This is a genomic window from Mesorhizobium sp. M1088, from assembly GCF_040318575.1.
Classification (GTDB): domain Bacteria; phylum Pseudomonadota; class Alphaproteobacteria; order Rhizobiales; family Rhizobiaceae; genus Mesorhizobium.
The window spans coordinates 373,410-390,503 of the sequence record NZ_JAMYMO010000001.1; the positions used below are offsets into that span (position 1 = coordinate 373,410).

Genomic DNA, 17,094 nt, shown 5'->3' on the forward strand with positions numbered 1-17,094 from the left:
ACTATGCATTGTCTCATCGCCAATATCCTTGCCATCATCGTTGGCATTCGCCATGAAGGCCGATGACTTCCCTTCCGCCAGCCAGCATACGCCAGCGGCTCGACGAATTGCTCGTCCAGCGCGGTCTGTTTGCCAGCCGCTCGCGTGCCCGCGACGCGGTCGAGCGCGGCACCGTGACGGTCGATGGCATCGTCGCCCTCAAGCCGGGCCAGGCCGTTCTGCCTGAGTGCAACATTGTCGTTGACGATCCGGCGCAGGGTTACGTGTCGCGCGCCGCACTGAAGCTGAAGGCTGGTCTCGAGCATTTCGCCCTCGACCCCACCGGCAGCGAAGCGCTCGATGTCGGCGCCTCGACCGGGGGCTTTACGCAGGTGCTGCTCGAACGCGGCGCGGCGCATGTCACCGCGATCGATGTCGGGCACGGCCAGATGCACTCCGACATTGCCGGCGATCCGCGCGTGACGGTAATTGAAGGCCTGAATGCGCGCCAACTATCGGCCGCCGATCTCGGCGGCCGTGTGCCGGATTTCATCGTCTCGGATGTCAGCTTCATATCGCTGAAACTGGCGCTGCCGCCGGCGCTTGCCTTGGCCAGGAATGGCGCAAAAGCTGTGTTTCTGGTCAAGCCGCAATTCGAGGCCGGCCGCGAGGCGATCGGCAAGGGCGGCCTGCTTAAGGACCCCTATGATGCGGCGCGCATTGCCGGCCTGATGCAGGACTGGCTCGATGCCATTCCCGGCTGGCGCTCGCTGGGGCTTCATCTGTCACCGATAGAGGGCGGCGACGGCAACCGCGAGTTCCTGCTCGGCGGCATCAAGGACGTCGAGACCCAGAAGCGATGAGCACCCGTTTCACGATCGCAAGGTTGGGCTCGCAGGGCGACGGCATCGCCGAGACGGAAACCGGCGAGATTTTCATTCCGTTCGCGCTGCCGGGAGAGGTCGTCACCGCCGCGCGGGAGAAAGATCGCGCCACCTTGATGTCGGTCGTTGAGGCTTCGCCGTTGCGGGTCGATCCGCCGTGCCGGCATTTCGGCGCATGCGGCGGCTGCGCCGTCCAGCATCTCGAGACTGAAGCCTATCACCGGTGGAAGCGCGAAAAGGTCGTGCATGCGCTGAAGAGCAAGGGCATCGCTTGCGATGTCGGGGCGCTGGTGCCGTGCGCGCCGCACACGCGCCGCCGCGTCGTCTTCACCGCCCGGCGGAGCGAGGCGGGAATGCAGTTCGGCTTCGTTCGCGCGCTGTCATCCGAGATCATCTCGATCGAGGAATGCCCGATCTCGGCGCCGCAGATCGTCGCTGCGCTCGACCGTTTGAGGATGCTTGCCGGACTGATCTGCACCACGACCAAATCGTTCCACATGGCGGTGACGGTGACCGGTTCCGGCCTCGATGTCGCGGTTCACGATTCCGGCAAGCTCGGCGAGAACCAGCGCCGCGTCGCTTCCAACTTCGTCATCGCCGAGGGGCTGGCCAGGCTGTCGGTCGACGGCGAGATCATTATCGAACCAAACAAACCGGTCGTCCTGTTTGGTGGCGTCGCCGTCGCAGTGCCTCCGGGCGCTTTCCTGCAGGCGACCGAGGCTGCCGAACAGGCGATGGCCAACATTGTCGGCCAGCATTTCGCGCGCGCCAAAAAGGTCGCCGATCTGTTCGCCGGCTGCGGCAGCTTCGCGCTGCGCCTGGCCGCAAGATCGGAGGTTCATGCGGTGGAAGGCGATGCGGCAGCACTCGCGGCGCTCGACCGGGCATTCCGTTTCGCCAGCGGCCTGAAGCGGGTGACCGGCGAACGTCGCGACCTGTTCCGGAGGCCGCTCACATTCAAGGAGTTGAATGCCTTTGACGGCGTTGTCTTCGACCCGCCTCGCGCCGGCGCCGAGGACCAGTCGAAGCAGATCGCGCGCTCCTACGTGCCGCTCGTCGCTGCGGTGTCTTGCAATCCGGTAACGCTGGCGCGGGACCTACGCATCCTCATGGACGGCGGCTATACCCTGAAGAGCGTGACGCCGATCGACCAGTTCCTGTGGTCGCCGCATGTCGAGGCCGTGGCGCTGTTGGAGAAGCCGAGACGAAGACGCTAGCAGCCAGGGCCTGAAACGCGCACCAAAAAAGCACATTTTTAGCGCACGTCGTTCAGACCGTGCTAGGGAATTGCCACGAGCACCGCAGCCTTCGAAATTTCGCCATCGTGCTTCGGCGAGGAGCGGGCGCCGTTTCTCTCGCCAAGGCGGGTCGCTGAACTGCTAGGGGTCAATACGACAGAACTGGCGGGGCTGACCGGTCTCGCGCGCAACACGCTTGCCGCCGAGTCCGGTGCGCGCAAGGTCGACGCCGCATTGAGTCCCATCGTCCGTATCCTGGCGATGGCCGGCGAGATGGCCGGTGATGAACATCGTGCGGCGATCTGGTTCAAGCATCAGCCGATCCCCGGTTGGGCCGGAAAGACCGCCTACGATCTGGTTCGCGAAGGCAAGACGGACATGGTGCTTGCCTATCTGGAGGCAGTCCGCTCCGGCATCTATGCCTGAAACCAGGCTGACCCTGTGGCGCGCTTTTGTGCCGCGCTGGGCCGCTGTGAGCTGCTATGCTTCTTGCACGCGTTCGTATCCGGCCGCCTTCGCGGCCCTGACGAACTTGCGGTCAAAAGTCGCGAAGCCAGCGCAGTGAGCGGACTTGCCCAGATGCAGCGCATCAGCGAAATCCAACCCCTGTACCGAGAGGTCGAGCGCGGACGACACGACCGCCCCGTCTTCCACCTCTACCGTGGGAAGCCCGCTAAACACCCGTAGCGTACGGGCGATTTCAAGCGGCGCAAAACCGTAGGCGCTGCGCAACACCCATTCGACTTCCAGCATCACCGTGACGGCGACAAAGACCGGCTGGCTATCGATCAGCGCCCGGGCGCGGGAAGACTGCGACGGGTGATCGCCCGTCAGGTAGCGGACGATCAGGTTGGTATCAATTGCGAGCATGGCGCCGCCGCGCTTCGGCGAGCACGCCCGCGTCCATTTCCTCCAACGTCTTCGGCCTGCCACTATAGCGCAGCGATCCAAACACGTCCTCTGGCCGTGTCTCGGCGAAGACTGGCGCAGGCTTCAGTAGCACGCCCTCCGGGGTATCCTCGACCAGAAGGCGTGTGCCGGCATGCCATTCCCTCCGTTTCCGGATCGCGCTGGGCAGGATGACCTGTCCCTTGGTCGAGACCGTAGTTACGAGCTTCTTTGCGGCAGCCATCTGCGCACGTCCTTAGGTGTAAGACGAATGTAAGATAGTCGAAGCTCTCCGCAAATTCAAGGCGCAAGCTACTCCTACTTAAAGCGATGACAAGGCAGTGGGCGGCGGGGATTGGTTGTTCCGGAGCGGCGATAATTCGGCGTCAACTCCATCAAACCCTGGTGCCGCCGACTGTCATCTGGTTCATCCTGAGATGCGGCTGGCCGACGCCGACCGGCACGCCCTGTCCGGCCTTGCCACACATGCCGATGCCGGTGTCGAGCTTCATGTCGTTGCCGATCATCGCCACACGATGCATGGCATCCGGCCCGTTGCCGATCAGCATGGCGCCCTTGATCGGTTGCGTCACCTTGCCGTTCTCGATCATGTAGGCTTCGGTGCAGCCGAACACGAACTTGCCCGAAGTGATGTCAACCTGGCCGCCACCGAACGACACGGCATAGATGCCGTTCTTGACCGAGGCGATGATCTCGTCCGGCTCCATGTCGCCCGCTGTCATGTAGGTGTTGGTCATGCGCGGCATAGGCTCGTGCGCGTAACCTTGGCGTCGCCCGTTGCCGGTGGCTTTCATGCCCATCAGCCGGGCGTTCTGGCGGTCCTGCATGTAGCCGACCAGCTTGCCATCGTCGATCAGCACGTTATGGGCCGATGGCGTGCCCTCATCGTCGACGGTAAGCGAGCCACGCCGCTCGGGCAGGGTGCCGTCATCAACGACGGTGACGCCTTTCGCTGCCACCTGCTGGCCAAGCAGGCCGGCAAAGGCCGACGTCTTCTTGCGGTTGAAATCGCCTTCCAGCCCGTGGCCGACGGCCTCGTGCAACATGACGCCCGGCCAGCCGCTCGACAGCACGATGTCGAAAGTGCCGGCAGGTGCTGGAACCGCTTCGAGATTGACCAGCGCTTGCCGCAATGCCTCCTTGGCCGCGTGCCGCCAGCTGTCCTCGATCAGGAATTCACCAAAATCCTTGCGGCCTCCCATGCCGTAGGAGCCGCTCTCCTGGCGGTCGCCGTCGCCGACCACCACCGACACGTTGATCCTGACCAGCGGACGGATGTCGCGCACCATCTGGCCGTCGGCGCGCATGATCTCGACATGCTGCCAGGAGGCGGCGAGCGACGCCGTCACCTGCCTGACGCGCGGATCCTCGGCCCGCAGCCATGCATCGATTTCCTGAAGCAGCTTGGCCTTGGCCTCGAAGGAAGGCGAGGGGATAGGGTTTCCGTCGCCGTAGAGGTGGCGGTTGGTGCGGGCAGGCGCTGCGGCAAGCGTGCCGGAATAGCCGCTCTTCACCGTCGAAACGGCATCGGCGGCGCGCAGCAGCGAGGCTTCGGAGAGATCGCTGGAATGGGCGTAGCCGCTGGCTTCGCCGGCGACGGCGCGCAGGCCGAAACCCTGGTCGGTGTTGAAATTCGCGGTCTTCAGCTTGCCATTGTCGAACATCAGCGATTCGCTTTCGCTATATTCGAGAAACAGTTCGCCGTCGTCGGCGCCGTTAATAGTCTCGGCAACGATTTGCTTGATGCGATCGTCGGAAATGTCAAATTGGCCGATCAGGCTGTTCATGGCAGGTCCATTCGCAGGAGGATTGTTTCCCACGATGTAGGCGCGAAGGCCCGCACAGACAATCTGAAATGAGATTTGCCGTGACCTCGGCCGGTCAACATCACTGGATCGTGCTACAAGACCCAGGCTCAAGGCAGGGCGGCGAAGCCGTCGGCGAAACCCTTGAGGTCGACGGGAATGCCGATGCCCTCTTCCGGCGTCTGGAAGACGATGAAGGTGGCGGACGTACCGGTCTTCAGCGTGTCGAGCAGCGGCTTTTCCAGGATGACCTCGGCATAGCAGCCGTCCTGGAAACAGCGCACGAAATAGGCGCGGCCGATATCCTTGCCGTCGACATTGAGGCCGAGGCCGTTCGGCAACAGCACGCCGAGCGGCGCCAGCACACGCAGGATTTCGGCCTTGTTGTCGGCTGTGCGCAGCACGACGACGGAAAGACCCATTTCCGGACGGTCCTCGGCGACGACGTTCTGCATCATCACGCATTGTTCGGATGTAGCACCGGCGGGCGTATCGCAGATGATCGACCACGCCCCATGCGTTGACTTCACCGTGCCGCTTGGCTGCGCGGCATTGGCCAGGCCGGCGCCGGACAAGGCTATTGCGGCGGCAACAAAGATGACCTTCGCCAAGGTTCTCGAAAGCCAAGGGTTCATGACGGCTCCATTGCGAATCACGGCACTTTAAGCCGCACTAAACCCAAGTAAAGGACGAGACCCCGGCGATCTGCCCCGACACAGGCGACAATGCGCTTTTCAGTGCCAATTTCGCCCTAATTGCGACGGCTCCGCACGCCGCGCGGCTCATTCTACCCGGATGCCGCTCTGGTGATTCGCGGCGAGCCGTCACCGCACGAAGCCAGCGCCGCGCTTGCGCGCAAAAATGCCGCACGGGTTCCGGCGCTCCTTTCTTGCGGAGGCAAATAGAGTATGGTTTGAACCAGCCTTGAATTGTCCGGGATTCCCGTCCCGGCCATTGTTCGACATTCTTGCGGTCCGATCGCGAGGAACTGGGAGATGACGAGGGCGATGAGAAAATTCCTGGCAACCGCCAAAATCGTAGCTAGTGCCGCCGCCACGTTGTTTGCCGCTGCATCCGCTCATGCAGCCCAGCCCCAACCTTGGGAAACCAGTTTTCAGCCTCCGGCGACCGACATTATGCGGCAGATCGAGTGGTTCGGGAACTACTCGTTCGCGTTCATCATTGTGATCACCGCCTTGGTGCTTTTCCTGATTGCCTACTGCATTTTGCGGTTCCGGGCGAGCGTCAACCCGACGCCGTCGCGCACCAGCCACAACACGCTGATCGAGGTCATCTGGACTGTCGGTCCCGTCGTCATCCTGCTCTGTCTCGCCATTCCCTCGTTCCAACTGCTGACCGCGCAATACACGCCGCCGGAAGAAGCCAAGCTGACCGTCAAGGCGACCGGCAATCAGTGGAACTGGGACTACGAATACCAGGTCGACAACACGCTTTCCTTTAATTCCGCGATCCTTCAGGATGCCGACAGGGCTGCTGCCGGCAAGGAAGATCGCGCCGCGTATCCGCGCCTGCTCGCCGTCGACAATGAGATGGTGGTGCCGGTCAGCACCATGACCCGCGTGCTGGTGACGGCGACCGACGTCATTCACGCCTTTGCCATGCCGTCCTTCGGCATCAAGACCGATGCGGTGCCGGGCCGCATCAACGAGGTCTGGTTCAAGGCGGACAAGGAAGGCCTCTATTACGGCCAGTGCTCGGAACTCTGCGGCAAGGACCACGCCTTCATGCCGATCGCCATTCGCGTCGTCTCCGATGCACAATACAAGACCTGGCTGGCGGCAGCCAAAACCGACCTTCCCGGCGCCAACAAGGCGCTGATGGCCGAGGTCGATGGCACGAACAAGGTAGCGGCCGCCGGCAATTGATGCCGCGACCAGAAAAGATTCAGGGAACGGAGCCGACCATGGCGCACGCTGCAGCTCACGACGACCACGACCACAAGCCGTATCATGGCTGGGTCCGGTGGGTGTATTCGACCAACCACAAGGACATCGGTACGCTTTATCTGATCTTCGCGATCATGGCGGGCTGCATCGGTGGCGCCTTGTCGGTCGTCATGCGCATGGAATTGCAGGAGCCGGGCATCCAGATATTCACTGGCCTGGCGCAGATGGTCTACGGCATGAATGGCGACGCCGCCATCGACGGGGGCAAGAGCATGTACAATGCTTTCACCACCGCGCATGCGCTGATCATGATCTTCTTCATGGTGATGCCGGCGCTGATCGGCGGCTTTGCCAACTGGATGGTGCCGATCATGATCGGCGCGCCGGATATGGCCTTCCCGCGCATGAACAACGTCTCGTTCTGGCTGCTGCCGCCGGCTTTCATCCTGCTGATTTTCTCGGCCTTCGTCCCGAGTGCGCCCGGCGCCTACGGCGTCGGCGGCGGCTGGACGCTTTATCCGCCATTGTCGACATCGGGCCAGCCCGGACCGGCCATGGACCTGGCGATCCTGTCAATCCACATCGCCGGCGCCTCCTCGATTCTTGGCGCCATCAACTTCATCACCACCATCTTCAACATGCGCGCGCCCGGCATGACCATGCACAAGATGCCGCTTTTCGCCTGGTCTGTGCTGATTACCGCCTTCCTGCTGCTTCTGTCGTTGCCGGTGCTGGCCGGCGGCATCACCATGCTTTTGACCGACCGCAATTTCGGCACCACCTTCTTCGCCCCGGACGGCGGCGGCGATCCGATCCTGTTCCAGCACCTGTTCTGGTTCTTTGGCCATCCGGAGGTCTACATTCTGATCCTGCCGGGTTTCGGTATCATCAGCCATATCATCTCGACCTTTTCGAGGAAACCGGTGTTTGGCTATCTCGGCATGGCCTATGCGATGGTTGCCATCGGTGCGGTGGGCTTCATCGTCTGGGCCCACCACATGTACACGACGGGCCTGTCGCTCGATACCCAGCGCTATTTCGTCTTCGCCACCATGGTCATCGCGGTGCCGACGGGTGTGAAGATCTTCTCGTGGATCGCCACTATGTGGGGCGGGTCGATTTCGCTCAAGACCCCGATGCTGTGGGCGATCGGCTTCATCTTCCTGTTCACTGTTGGCGGCGTCACCGGTGTGCAGTTGGCCAATGCCGGCCTCGACCGCCCGCTGCACGATACCTATTTCGTGGTCGCGCACTTCCATTACGTGCTGTCGCTGGGCGCGGTCTTCGCGATCTTCGCCGGCTGGTACTACTGGTTCCCGAAAATGACCGGCTACATGTATTCGCCGGTGATCGCGAACACCCACTTCTGGGTCACTTTTGTCGGCGTCAACCTAGTCTTTTTCCCGCAGCACTTCCTCGGCCTTTCCGGTATGCCGCGTCGCTATATCGACTATCCGGATGCCTTCGCCGGCTGGAACATGGTGTCGTCCTACGGCTCGTACATCTCGGCTATCGGCGTCGTCATCTTCCTGTTCGGCGTCTTCGAGGCGTTCCAGAAGAAGCGGGTCGCCGGCGCCAATCCTTGGGGCGAGGGTGCGACCACGCTGGAATGGCAACTGCCTTCGCCGCCGCCGTTCCACCAGTGGGAACAGTTGCCGAAGATCAAGTAGGCGGTTGCCTCCTTTAATACGGAGCCGCCGGCCGACCGGCGGTTTTGGCCAACGGAATGATGGACTTTAAGTACGCATGGCCCTTGCCGAAGACAGACTGATTGACGAGCCGGGCTTCCGCATGTCGGAAGCGACGGCGGGCGATTTCTTCGCCCTGCTGAAGCCGCGCGTCATGTCGCTGGTGGTGTTCACTGCGTTTGTCGGCATGGTCGCCGCTCCGGTGACCATCAATCCGCTGCTGGCGGTGATCGCGATCCTGGCTATTGCCATCGGCGCCGGCGCCTCCGGTGCGCTCAACATGTGGTATGACGCAGACATCGATGCGGTGATGACGCGCACCGCCGGCCGTCCCGTGCCGGCCGGCCGTATCCGGCCAGGCGAGGCATTGAGTTTCGGGCTGGTGCTGTCGGTTCTGTCGGTGATGACGCTCGGCGTGCTGGTCAACTGGTTGGCAGCATCGCTTCTGGCCTTCACCATCTTTTTCTATGCCGTCATCTATACGATGTGGCTGAAGCGCTGGACGCCGCAGAACATCGTCATCGGCGGGGCTGCCGGTGCCATTCCGCCGGTCATTGGCTGGGCGGCGGTAACCGGATCGGTCAGCCTCGAAAGCTTGGTGCTGTTCCTGGTCATCTTCCTGTGGACGCCGCCACATTTCTGGGCGCTCGCGCTGTTCAAGTCGGAGGACTACGCCAAGGCAGGCATTCCGATGATGCCGAATGTCGCCGGTCAGGCCTCGACCAGACGCCAGATCTTTGCCTATGCGCTGGTCCTCGCGCCGGTTGGCGTGCTGCCCTGGGTTCTCGGGTTCACCACGCCGGTCTATGGCGTCGTTGCATTGCTGCTCGGCGCCGGCTTCGTCTGGTATGCGTGGAAGGTGCTGCAAATGGCCGATGACGACCGGGCGATGAAGCCGGCCAAGGCCTTGTTCGGCTATTCGCTGCTCTATCTCTTCGCCATCTTCGCCGCCTACCTTGGCGATTGTGTCGTCGCGCGCGCGCTGACCATTGGTGGAGCATGAGCATGGCCGAAAAGAAGCTTGAACTGGTCACGTTGACCGAACGTCAGCAGAAGGCCCGCCGCAATCGCTCGGCCGCAATCGGTTTCGCGCTGGCGGCGCTGGTCGTCATATTCTACGTCGCGACCATCGTGAAATTTGGTCACAGTTTCCCCGGCTCGATGTGAGCTTAACATGACCAGGCAAACAGTCACCGATCCTAAGAAGAAGAATACGAACCGCGTCGTCGCCGGCGTCTGCATCGCGTTCTTCGGCGGCATGATCGGCATGGCCTACGCCGCGGTGCCGCTCTACGCGATGTTCTGCCAGGCGACAGGCTACGGCGGCACCGTCAAACGGGCGACCCAGCAATATGCCGATCGGGTGCTCGATCGCGACATCACCATCCGCTTCGACGCCAACACCGCCGGCGTTCCCTGGCAATTCCAGCCGGTCGCTCGCTCGATCACGATCAAGATCGGCGAAACCGCCGAGGCGCATTTCAGCGCGACCAACAAATTCAGCCGTCCCATCACTGGACGCGCCACCTTCAACGTGCAGCCGGAACTGGCCGGACCTTACTTCAACAAGGTCGAGTGTTTCTGCTTCACCGACACGACGCTGAAGCCGGGCGAGACACTGGACATGCCGGTCGTCTTCTATGTCGATCCCGACATCGTCAACGCGCCGGAATTGAAGGATCTGACGACGATTACCCTGTCCTACACGATGTTCCCGGTCGACAAGACCAAGCCGGTCGCATCATCGGTGCCGGCCGACGGCCACCGCAACAAGATTTCAGATACCGAAGCAAGCCTCGGGGGTTGATATGGCAGACGCACACGCAAAACCACAACATGACTACCACCTTGTCGACCCGAGCCCGTGGCCTTTCCTGGGCTCCGTCGGGGCGCTGGTGACCGCGTTCGGCGGCGTCTGTTACATGCAATACCTCAAGGGCGGCGATTTCCCGATCTTCGGTTTCAATGTCGCCAATCCATGGCTGTTCTTCATCGGCCTGCTGATCGTCATCTACACGATGTTCGCCTGGTGGTCGGATACGATCAAGGAGGCGCATGAGGGACACCACACCCGTGTCGTGTCGCTGCATCTGCGCTACGGCATGATCATGTTCATCGCCTCCGAGGTGATGTTCTTCGTCGCCTGGTTCTGGGCCTTCTTCGACGCCAGCCTGTTTCCGGGCGAGGTCCATCAATACGCCCGTACCGCCTTCACCGGCGGCGTCTGGCCGCCCAAGGGCCTCGAAGTTCTCGACCCCTTCCATCTGCCGCTCTACAACACCGTCATCCTGCTTCTGTCGGGTACCACGGTGACCTGGGCGCACCACTCGCTCATCCACGGCGACCGCAAGGGCCTGATCAATGGGTTGGTGCTGACCGTCGGCCTCGGCATGCTGTTCACCATGGTGCAGGCCTACGAGTACATGCACGCGCCGTTCGGCTTCAGGGATTCGATCTACGGCGCCACCTTCTTCATGGCGACCGGCTTCCATGGTTTCCACGTCATCATCGGCACGATCTTCCTGTTGGTCTGCCTGATCCGCGCCATAAAGGGCGACTTCACGCCCAAGCAGCATTTCGGCTTCGAGGCCGCCGCCTGGTACTGGCACTTCGTGGACGTGGTGTGGCTGTTCCTGTTTGCCTCGATCTACGTCTGGGCATCGAACGGCGCGATGATCGAACCGCACTGAGATCGAACTGAGGAAATCGACAAGGCGGCTGCGGCGACGTGGCCGCCTTATCTTTTGCGGCAAATGCTCCTAGGATGATCCCATGAGCGACGACAAGGCGATCTGGCCACCAATCGATCCGATCTCGGCCGGCTTGCATGGCCGCTGCCCCCGCTGTGGCGAGGGCAAGCTGTTCTCCGGGTTCCTCACGGTCGGCAATCGCTGCACCAATTGCGGCCTCGATTATTCTTTCGCCGATGCTGGTGACGGGCCGGCGGTGTTCGTTATCCTGATCATCGGCTTCATCGTCGTCGGCCTGGCGTTGTGGATGGAGGTGACGCTCAATCCACCGCTTTGGCTGCATCTGCTGCTGTGGATTCCGCTGACGCTGGTGCTTTGCCTGGCGGCGCTCCGGCTGATCAAGGGCGTGCTGCTGACGCTGCAATACCGCAACAAGGCGGCCGAGGGCCGGCTGGACCGCGGCGAATGAGCGAGGCATCAGGTTCGGTGGCCGGCCGGTCGCGGCCCAAGCGCGCATTGGCGCTCGGCCTGGGTATCGTCGTGTTTTTGATCCTGCTGGCGCTCGGCACCTGGCAGGTTCAGCGCCTGCACTGGAAAGAGGGCCTTCTCCAGACGATCGACCAGCGTACGCATTCGGCGCCTGTACCATTGGCCGAGGTCGAAAAGCGGTTTGCTGCCGCCGGCGACGTGGACTACACGCCGGTGATAGTGACCGGCACTTTCCTGCATCAAGACGAGCGGCATTTCCTCGCCACCTGGGAAGGCCAGTCCGGTTTCGACGTCTTCACGCCGCTACAGCTCGACGATGGCCGTTTCGTGCTGATCAACCGCGGCTTCGTGCCTTACGATTTCAAGGATCCAGCCAAGCGGCCGCAGGAACAGGTAACGGGCAAAGTGACGGTGACGGGGCTCGCCCGTAACCCGCTGCCGGCCAAGCCCTCGATGATGCTTCCCGACAATGATCCGCAGAAGAATATCTTCTACTGGAAAGATCGTGACGCGATGGCCTCGAGCGCCGGCCTGCCGACAGGTGCGGCGCTGGTGCCGATCTTCATCGATGCGAACGCCACGCCCAACCCCGGCGGGCTGCCGGTTGGCGGTGTCACCGTCATCGACCTGCCGAACAGCCATCTGCAATATGCGATAACCTGGTACGGCCTTGCCGCCGCCCTTGCCGGCGTCCTGATCTCCTGGCTCCGCCGCCCGGCGAAAGACCAATGATCGCCGCCATTACCCTTGACAGGGCAGGGCCGCGCACCTCATTTCGCGCCTTGAGCTCAGAAGTTATAGTCCGATCAACCGGCCTACAATCAGCGTAAGATGCAATCATGCTTCACACAAAGCCGCCGCTGACCATCCGGCTCTGCCAGCCCCGCGGTTTCTGTGCGGGCGTTGACCGTGCCATCCAGATCGTCGTGCTGGCGCTGAAGAAATACGGCGCGCCGGTCTATGTCCGCCACGAGATCGTGCACAACCGCTACGTCGTCGAAGGGCTGCAAAGCCTCGGCGCGGTGTTCATCGAGGAGCTCTCCGAGATCCCGCCCGAGCATCGCCAGAGCCCGGTCGTCTTTTCGGCGCATGGCGTGCCGAAATCTGTGCCGGCCGACGCCCAGTCCCGCAACCTGTTCTATCTCGACGCGACTTGCCCGCTGGTCTCGAAAGTCCACAAGCAGGCGATGCGCCATCAGCGGCTTGGCCGCCACGTGCTCTTGATCGGCCATGCCGGGCATCCGGAGGTGATCGGCACAATGGGCCAGTTGCCGGACGGCGCGGTAACTCTGATCGAGACCGAGGCCGACGCCGCAAGCTTCGTGCCCGCAGACCCACAAGCGCTCGGCTTCGTCACCCAGACGACGCTGTCGGTCGAGGATACCGCCGGTATCATCCGCGCCCTGCAGCAGCGTTTTCCCGAGCTGCACGCGCCGGCGGCGGAATCGATCTGTTATGCCACCACCAATCGCCAGGAAGCGGTCAAGGAAACAGCGGCCGGCGCCGATCTCTTCCTGGTTGTCGGCGCACCTAACTCGTCCAACTCGCGGCGCCTGGTCGAAGTGGCCGAGCGCGCCGGCGCCTCGATGTCGCTTCTCGTGCAGCGCGCCTCCGAAATTCCGTGGAATGAGATTGCCGGCATTTCGACGCTCGGCCTGTCGGCGGGCGCCTCGGCGCCGGAGATCATCGTCGACGAGATCGTCGATGCGTTCAGGCAGCGCTTCGACGTGACCATCGAGCTGGCCGTGACGGCGACGGAGACGGAGGACTTTCCGGTGATGCGGGTGTTGCGCGATGTCGAACTGACGGCTGCCGACATGGCCTTCGTCAACGGGGCCGCGTAGCAACGATGGCGGTTTACACCGACGTCAACGAGGGCGAGCTCGGCGCATTCCTCAGGAACTATCCGGTCGGCGACCTCTTGTCCTACAAGGGCATCGCCGAAGGCACCGAAAACTCGAATTTTCTGCTGCACACCAGCAGCGGCTCCTACATCCTGACGCTTTACGAGAAGCGCGTCGACAAGGCTGACCTGCCGTTCTTTCTCGGCCTCATGGCCCACCTCGCCAGAAAGGGCATTTCGTGCCCGCTCCCGGTCACCGCACATGATGGCGGTGTGATCGGAACACTTGCCGGCCGGCCGGCGGTCATCATCACCTTTCTCGAAGGCCTGTCGCTGCGGGGGCCGACGGCTGCACATTGCGGCGAGGTCGGCAAGGCGCTGGCGGCACTGCATCTCGCCGGCGCGGATTTTCCGATGACCCGCCCCAACGCCCTTGCCATCGATGGCTGGCGCAAGCTGTGGAATGCCGCCCGCGCCCGCGCCGACGAGGTCGAGCCGGGACTGGCGGCCGAGGTCGATGCCGATTTCGCCGATTTCGAGCGGAACTGGCCGAACGGTCTGCCGCAAGGCATCATCCATGCTGATCTTTTCCCGGACAATGTGTTTTTCCTCGGCGAGAAACTGTCCGGGCTGATCGACTTCTATTTCGCCTGCAACGACCTCTATGCCTATGACGTTGCCACGTGCCTGAACGCCTGGTGCTTCGAGAAGGATTTTTCCTTCAATCTGACCAAGGGCACGGCGCTGCTTGCCGGCTACCAAAGCGTGCGGCCGTTGAGCAGTGACGAGAAAGCTGCGCTGCCGATGCTGGCGCGCGGTTCGGCGCTGCGCTTCATGCTGACCCGGCTCTACGACTGGCTGACGGTCCCGGACGGCGGCCTGGTGATGAAACGCGACCCGACCGAGTATATCCGCCGGATGCGCTTCCACCGGGCGATCAACTCTCCTTCCGAATATGGACTGACATGACCAAGCGCGTTGAAATCTTCACCGATGGTGCCTGTTCGGGCAATCCCGGGCCTGGCGGCTGGGGCGCAATCCTGCGCTTCAACGGCGCAATCAAGGAGCTCCATGGTGGCGAGGCTCTGACCACCAACAACCGCATGGAGTTGTTGGCGGCCATCTCGGCGCTCAATGCGCTCAAGGAGCCTTGCGTCGTCGATCTTTATACCGACAGCAACTACGTCAAGGACGGTATTTTCGGCTGGATCGACGGCTGGAAGCGCAACGGCTGGAAGACCGCCGCCAGGCAGCCGGTGAAGAATGCCGAGCTGTGGCAGCAGCTCGACGCTGCGCGCAACCGCCACCAGGTCACCTGGCATTGGGTCAAGGGCCATGCCGGCCATCCCGAGAACGAGCGCGCCGACGAATTGGCGCGGCTCGGCATGGCGCCATTCAAGACGAAGTCGGCGAAACCCGTGCTCGCGTCCGTGCCGCCGGAGGAAGGCACCCAGTCCAGGCAATCGGCGGCCAAGAAGGTTCGGCGCTCGACCCAGAGTTATTGATCCGGTTGAACTGGCGTGTCAGCGGATCAGAAGGGCGGTGCCGAACAGTCCGATGGCAAACACCGTATGCGACACAAGATTGAGGGCGCGGACCTGCATCGGATTGGGCCGCTTCGAAGCGGCCCAGCCGGCGCCCAGGCCGGGCGCCAGCAGAAACCACCCGGCGCCGACGGTGACGATGCCGAGCATAAAAGCCGGCAGGAAGGTCGGCGCGGTGAGCCAGGCCGTTCCGGCCAGCACGACCAGTATGACGCCGTAGACGATGCCGACAGCATAATGAAAGGCCCAGCCAAGTACTGATTCATGCGGGTAGGGCGAGGCCTCGCCAATGTCGTCATGGAAGACCTTGCCTTCCCTGAGATGCCAGACCCAGCGGCCGACCAGCCCCCAGTTCGGCCGCGGCTGAGCAAACGCCTTGTTCAGGAAAATCGCCCAGACATCCATAAGCGCGGTTGCGCCGATGCCGATCGCGACGCTGCGCCAGACGATGTCAGACATAATCGAGGTCCCCAGAAGCAAGCAGTCCCGAAGGGCCGACGCATGGTCCCGAAAAACCGGGTCGGCTTTCGGAAGGATCATGCGCCGATGCAAAGTCAGCGTCCTTTGGACGTTGAGCGCTCGAAGGCGCCCTTTGCCGTGCCTGGCCTAGGCTGTCGCCAGGACGGAAAGCTGTCCGAGAATGTGAGCCGCACCGGATTCGTCGACGCCGGGCTTTGTCTCGACATTGAGTGCGGTGACCTTGCCGTCATCGACGATCATCGAAAAACGCTTCGAGCGTAGCCCCATGCCGCCGCTGGAGAGGTCGGCGTCGAGGCCGACGGATTTGGCGAAATCGCCATTGCCATCGGCAAGATAAAGGATTTTGCCTTCACCGCCGCTGAAGCGGGCCCAGGCCCCCATAACGTGAACATCGTTGACCGAGACAACGGCGATAGTGTCGACGCCGCGCGCCAGGATGGCGTCGTAATTGTCCAGGTAGCCGGGCAGATGATTGTTGCTGCAGGTCGGCGTGAAGGCGCCTGGAACGCCAAACAGCACGACCTTCTTTCCTGAGAATATCTCGCCCGTCGTTATCGGCTTTGCACCGTCGGCGGTCATTGTCTTGAAGGTCGCATCGGGCAGTTTGTCGCCAACGGAGATCGTCATGATGGTCCTCGCTTGGAAATGGAAGGGAGTGTCCTTGCGATAGCGAATTAAGGCGCGCCCGGCAACCGTCCAGACGTTGGCATCACGGGAATGGCAACAGGCCTTCGACCGCGCCTGCGGCACTTGTCAGTGTGTAGTGCAGGCCGCCATCGGTTGGCGTTGTCGACGGCCTGTCGAGGATCGGCACAGTAAAGATCAGCTTGCCATCCTTTTCGCTGCGTGCCGGGGCACCGAACATGTAGTCGCGTTCGCCGGCAACGAAGAAGTCGGCGCCCTCGGGGCTGCCCGGAAAGCTCGCTTCGACAATCAGCGTTTCGTGGTCGCCCGGCAGTACGTTTATGCCGAAATCGGGCGTTGCCGTGGCAGGCAGGGTGGCAAGGCCTGCCTTGACCAGTGCCGCGTCCCCGGCGTTGTCCGGATCGGCGCCGGGATCGACGGTCAGCCTTGTCTGCACCGGGATGCAGATGGTTTCGCAGATGCCGAGGAAAATGTCCGCATCGATGACGGCCGGCTGGCCGGGCGCGGCAAGCGTGAACGTCACCGGCAACGAAACGGGGTGGTCGTAGCCGGCCCATTTGCCGTAGCCGTCGTCGTGGCGCTGCGGCGGCGGAAACGAAAGCGTCGCGTCGGCAATGTTGGTGCTGGCCGAGACGTCGATCTGTGGCGGCACGCCCGCATCGCCCGGATCGCGCCAATAGGTCTTCCAGCCGGGCTTCAGCGCAATGTCGAGGACGCCCTGGAGACGCCCGGCCTCATCGGCCTTGCCGCTCGTCACCAGCCGCACCCTGCCGCCTTCGCTGTTGTACCAGGCCGATGAGGAGGCTGAGGCGGGGAGGCCGGTCGCCGATCCAATGGCTACGCCAAGCAGCAGGATTTTCAAGCTTTGCATGGCAATGATTTGATCGTCTGTTGATGGCCGCACAATGATTTCATGACGCCGCCGGCATCATATTTGCGTGACCTTCGATTTACGAGCCTGATCAAATCGGGCGCCGCCCATCTTTTCGACGC

Annotated in this window: 21 protein-coding genes; 14 read left to right on the forward strand and 7 right to left on the reverse strand. The window is 62.5% G+C overall.

The window, feature by feature from the left end:
* Nucleotides 1-62: 62 nt before the first annotated feature.
* The 3 genes from NKH49_RS01930 (at nucleotide 63) to NKH49_RS01940 (ending at nucleotide 2,527) form a co-directional block, all read left to right on the forward strand.
* Complete coding sequence (locus NKH49_RS01930; protein WP_352470660.1) at nucleotides 63-842, forward strand: TlyA family RNA methyltransferase; 780 nt, start codon at nucleotides 63-65, stop codon at nucleotides 840-842.
* On the forward strand, nucleotides 839-2,080 hold the full coding sequence (locus tag NKH49_RS01935; protein WP_352540102.1) for a class I SAM-dependent RNA methyltransferase: 1,242 nt from the start codon (nucleotides 839-841) through the stop codon (nucleotides 2,078-2,080). Before NKH49_RS01930 ends, NKH49_RS01935 begins: the two co-directional genes overlap by 4 nt.
* Nucleotides 2,081-2,176: 96 nt before the next feature.
* The gene (locus NKH49_RS01940; RefSeq protein ID WP_502906612.1) at nucleotides 2,177-2,527 is read left to right on the forward strand and encodes an antitoxin Xre/MbcA/ParS toxin-binding domain-containing protein; all 351 of its coding nucleotides are present in this window, start codon (nucleotides 2,177-2,179) and stop codon (nucleotides 2,525-2,527) included.
* A 54-nt stretch (nucleotides 2,528-2,581) separates the two neighbouring features.
* Here NKH49_RS01940 and NKH49_RS01945 read toward each other — a convergent pair whose 3' ends face one another.
* The 4 genes from NKH49_RS01945 to NKH49_RS01960 form a co-directional block, all read right to left on the reverse strand.
* Entirely contained in the window at nucleotides 2,582-2,971 is a 390-nt protein-coding gene (locus NKH49_RS01945) for a type II toxin-antitoxin system VapC family toxin (RefSeq protein ID WP_352612405.1), read from the reverse strand.
* Nucleotides 2,958-3,233, reverse strand: a complete 276-nt coding sequence (locus NKH49_RS01950; protein ID WP_352449889.1) for an AbrB/MazE/SpoVT family DNA-binding domain-containing protein — start codon at nucleotides 3,231-3,233, stop codon at nucleotides 2,958-2,960. The genes NKH49_RS01945 and NKH49_RS01950 overlap by 14 nt, the downstream gene beginning before the upstream one ends.
* 151 nt (nucleotides 3,234-3,384) lie before the next feature.
* Nucleotides 3,385-4,797 carry a metalloprotease TldD gene (tldD, locus tag NKH49_RS01955; RefSeq protein WP_352501957.1) on the reverse strand — a complete coding sequence of 471 codons (1,413 nt, stop codon included), beginning with the start codon at nucleotides 4,795-4,797 and terminating at the stop codon, nucleotides 3,385-3,387.
* A 128-nt stretch (nucleotides 4,798-4,925) separates the two neighbouring features.
* Nucleotides 4,926-5,450 carry an invasion associated locus B family protein gene (locus tag NKH49_RS01960; protein WP_023674131.1) on the reverse strand — a complete coding sequence of 175 codons (525 nt, stop codon included), beginning with the start codon at nucleotides 5,448-5,450 and terminating at the stop codon, nucleotides 4,926-4,928.
* Between the two features lie 372 nt (nucleotides 5,451-5,822).
* On the opposite strand from NKH49_RS01960, the gene coxB reads away from it, so the two are divergent.
* The 11 genes from coxB (at nucleotide 5,823) to rnhA (ending at nucleotide 14,937) form a co-directional block, all read left to right on the forward strand.
* Complete coding sequence (gene coxB, locus NKH49_RS01965) at nucleotides 5,823-6,701, forward strand: cytochrome c oxidase subunit II (RefSeq protein ID WP_031211057.1); 879 nt, start codon at nucleotides 5,823-5,825, stop codon at nucleotides 6,699-6,701.
* A 38-nt stretch (nucleotides 6,702-6,739) separates the two neighbouring features.
* Complete coding sequence (gene ctaD, locus NKH49_RS01970) at nucleotides 6,740-8,392, forward strand: cytochrome c oxidase subunit I (protein ID WP_352470655.1); 1,653 nt, start codon at nucleotides 6,740-6,742, stop codon at nucleotides 8,390-8,392.
* 76 nt (nucleotides 8,393-8,468) lie between these two features.
* Entirely contained in the window at nucleotides 8,469-9,413 is a 945-nt protein-coding gene (locus tag NKH49_RS01975) for a heme o synthase (protein ID WP_352612408.1), read from the forward strand.
* Nucleotides 9,410-9,577 carry a cytochrome c oxidase system small membrane protein gene (locus NKH49_RS01980; protein WP_023674135.1) on the forward strand — a complete coding sequence of 56 codons (168 nt, stop codon included), beginning with the start codon at nucleotides 9,410-9,412 and terminating at the stop codon, nucleotides 9,575-9,577. The genes NKH49_RS01975 and NKH49_RS01980 overlap by 4 nt, the downstream gene beginning before the upstream one ends.
* Before the next feature lie 7 nt (nucleotides 9,578-9,584).
* On the forward strand, nucleotides 9,585-10,217 hold the full coding sequence (locus NKH49_RS01985; RefSeq protein WP_352612410.1) for a cytochrome c oxidase assembly protein: 633 nt from the start codon (nucleotides 9,585-9,587) through the stop codon (nucleotides 10,215-10,217).
* Nucleotide 10,218: 1 nt separating this feature from the next.
* Nucleotides 10,219-11,100 (forward strand): cytochrome c oxidase subunit 3, encoded by an 882-nt coding sequence (locus NKH49_RS01990; protein WP_352449883.1) that lies wholly within the window; start codon nucleotides 10,219-10,221, stop codon nucleotides 11,098-11,100.
* Nucleotides 11,101-11,182: 82 nt separating this feature from the next.
* Nucleotides 11,183-11,569: a DUF983 domain-containing protein gene (locus tag NKH49_RS01995; RefSeq protein ID WP_352470653.1), complete on the forward strand. Its 387-nt coding sequence runs from the start codon at nucleotides 11,183-11,185 to the stop codon at nucleotides 11,567-11,569.
* Nucleotides 11,566-12,321 carry an SURF1 family protein gene (locus NKH49_RS02000; protein ID WP_352612413.1) on the forward strand — a complete coding sequence of 252 codons (756 nt, stop codon included), beginning with the start codon at nucleotides 11,566-11,568 and terminating at the stop codon, nucleotides 12,319-12,321. The genes NKH49_RS01995 and NKH49_RS02000 overlap by 4 nt, the downstream gene beginning before the upstream one ends.
* A gap of 107 nt (nucleotides 12,322-12,428) precedes the next feature.
* Complete coding sequence (ispH, locus tag NKH49_RS02005) at nucleotides 12,429-13,433, forward strand: 4-hydroxy-3-methylbut-2-enyl diphosphate reductase (protein ID WP_254818458.1); 1,005 nt, start codon at nucleotides 12,429-12,431, stop codon at nucleotides 13,431-13,433.
* A gap of 5 nt (nucleotides 13,434-13,438) precedes the next feature.
* On the forward strand, nucleotides 13,439-14,401 hold the full coding sequence (locus tag NKH49_RS02010) for a homoserine kinase (RefSeq protein ID WP_352612415.1): 963 nt from the start codon (nucleotides 13,439-13,441) through the stop codon (nucleotides 14,399-14,401).
* Nucleotides 14,398-14,937: a ribonuclease HI gene (rnhA, locus tag NKH49_RS02015; protein WP_352501954.1), complete on the forward strand. Its 540-nt coding sequence runs from the start codon at nucleotides 14,398-14,400 to the stop codon at nucleotides 14,935-14,937. The genes NKH49_RS02010 and rnhA overlap by 4 nt, the downstream gene beginning before the upstream one ends.
* An 18-nt stretch (nucleotides 14,938-14,955) precedes the next feature.
* Here rnhA and NKH49_RS02020 read toward each other — a convergent pair whose 3' ends face one another.
* The 3 genes from NKH49_RS02020 to NKH49_RS02030 form a co-directional block, all read right to left on the reverse strand.
* Nucleotides 14,956-15,435, reverse strand: a complete 480-nt coding sequence (locus NKH49_RS02020; protein ID WP_352612418.1) for a DUF2938 domain-containing protein — start codon at nucleotides 15,433-15,435, stop codon at nucleotides 14,956-14,958.
* A gap of 147 nt (nucleotides 15,436-15,582) precedes the next feature.
* Nucleotides 15,583-16,083 carry a peroxiredoxin gene (locus NKH49_RS02025; RefSeq protein ID WP_352612420.1) on the reverse strand — a complete coding sequence of 167 codons (501 nt, stop codon included), beginning with the start codon at nucleotides 16,081-16,083 and terminating at the stop codon, nucleotides 15,583-15,585.
* An 82-nt stretch (nucleotides 16,084-16,165) separates the two neighbouring features.
* On the reverse strand, nucleotides 16,166-16,972 hold the full coding sequence (locus NKH49_RS02030; RefSeq protein ID WP_352612422.1) for a protein-disulfide reductase DsbD domain-containing protein: 807 nt from the start codon (nucleotides 16,970-16,972) through the stop codon (nucleotides 16,166-16,168).
* Between the last annotated feature and the right edge of the window lie 122 nt (nucleotides 16,973-17,094).

Excerpts from the sequence above, each read along its gene's own strand:
- coxB (WP_031211057.1), top strand. The coding sequence starts at position 5,823 with ATGAGAAAATTCCTGGCAACCGCCAAAATCGTAGCTAGTGCCGCCGCC.
- NKH49_RS02025 (WP_352612420.1), bottom strand. The coding sequence starts at position 16,083 with ATGACGATCTCCGTTGGCGACAAACTGCCCGATGCGACCTTCAAGACA.
- NKH49_RS02000 (WP_352612413.1), top strand. The coding sequence starts at position 11,566 with ATGAGCGAGGCATCAGGTTCGGTGGCCGGCCGGTCGCGGCCCAAGCGC.
- NKH49_RS01985 (WP_352612410.1), top strand. The coding sequence starts at position 9,585 with ATGACCAGGCAAACAGTCACCGATCCTAAGAAGAAGAATACGAACCGC.
- ispH (WP_254818458.1), top strand. The coding sequence starts at position 12,429 with ATGCTTCACACAAAGCCGCCGCTGACCATCCGGCTCTGCCAGCCCCGC.
- NKH49_RS01975 (WP_352612408.1), top strand. The coding sequence starts at position 8,469 with ATGGCCCTTGCCGAAGACAGACTGATTGACGAGCCGGGCTTCCGCATG.
- NKH49_RS01960 (WP_023674131.1), bottom strand. The coding sequence starts at position 5,450 with ATGAACCCTTGGCTTTCGAGAACCTTGGCGAAGGTCATCTTTGTTGCC.
- NKH49_RS01945 (WP_352612405.1), bottom strand. The coding sequence starts at position 2,971 with ATGCTCGCAATTGATACCAACCTGATCGTCCGCTACCTGACGGGCGAT.
- NKH49_RS01930 (WP_352470660.1), top strand. The coding sequence starts at position 63 with ATGACTTCCCTTCCGCCAGCCAGCATACGCCAGCGGCTCGACGAATTG.
- NKH49_RS01980 (WP_023674135.1), top strand. The coding sequence starts at position 9,410 with ATGAGCATGGCCGAAAAGAAGCTTGAACTGGTCACGTTGACCGAACGT.
- NKH49_RS01950 (WP_352449889.1), bottom strand. The coding sequence starts at position 3,233 with ATGGCTGCCGCAAAGAAGCTCGTAACTACGGTCTCGACCAAGGGACAG.
- NKH49_RS01935 (WP_352540102.1), top strand. The coding sequence starts at position 839 with ATGAGCACCCGTTTCACGATCGCAAGGTTGGGCTCGCAGGGCGACGGC.
- NKH49_RS01995 (WP_352470653.1), top strand. The coding sequence starts at position 11,183 with ATGAGCGACGACAAGGCGATCTGGCCACCAATCGATCCGATCTCGGCC.
- NKH49_RS02030 (WP_352612422.1), bottom strand. The coding sequence starts at position 16,972 with ATGCAAAGCTTGAAAATCCTGCTGCTTGGCGTAGCCATTGGATCGGCG.
- NKH49_RS01990 (WP_352449883.1), top strand. The coding sequence starts at position 10,219 with ATGGCAGACGCACACGCAAAACCACAACATGACTACCACCTTGTCGAC.
- tldD (WP_352501957.1), bottom strand. The coding sequence starts at position 4,797 with ATGAACAGCCTGATCGGCCAATTTGACATTTCCGACGATCGCATCAAG.
- ctaD (WP_352470655.1), top strand. The coding sequence starts at position 6,740 with ATGGCGCACGCTGCAGCTCACGACGACCACGACCACAAGCCGTATCAT.
- NKH49_RS02010 (WP_352612415.1), top strand. The coding sequence starts at position 13,439 with ATGGCGGTTTACACCGACGTCAACGAGGGCGAGCTCGGCGCATTCCTC.
- NKH49_RS02020 (WP_352612418.1), bottom strand. The coding sequence starts at position 15,435 with ATGTCTGACATCGTCTGGCGCAGCGTCGCGATCGGCATCGGCGCAACC.
- rnhA (WP_352501954.1), top strand. The coding sequence starts at position 14,398 with ATGACCAAGCGCGTTGAAATCTTCACCGATGGTGCCTGTTCGGGCAAT.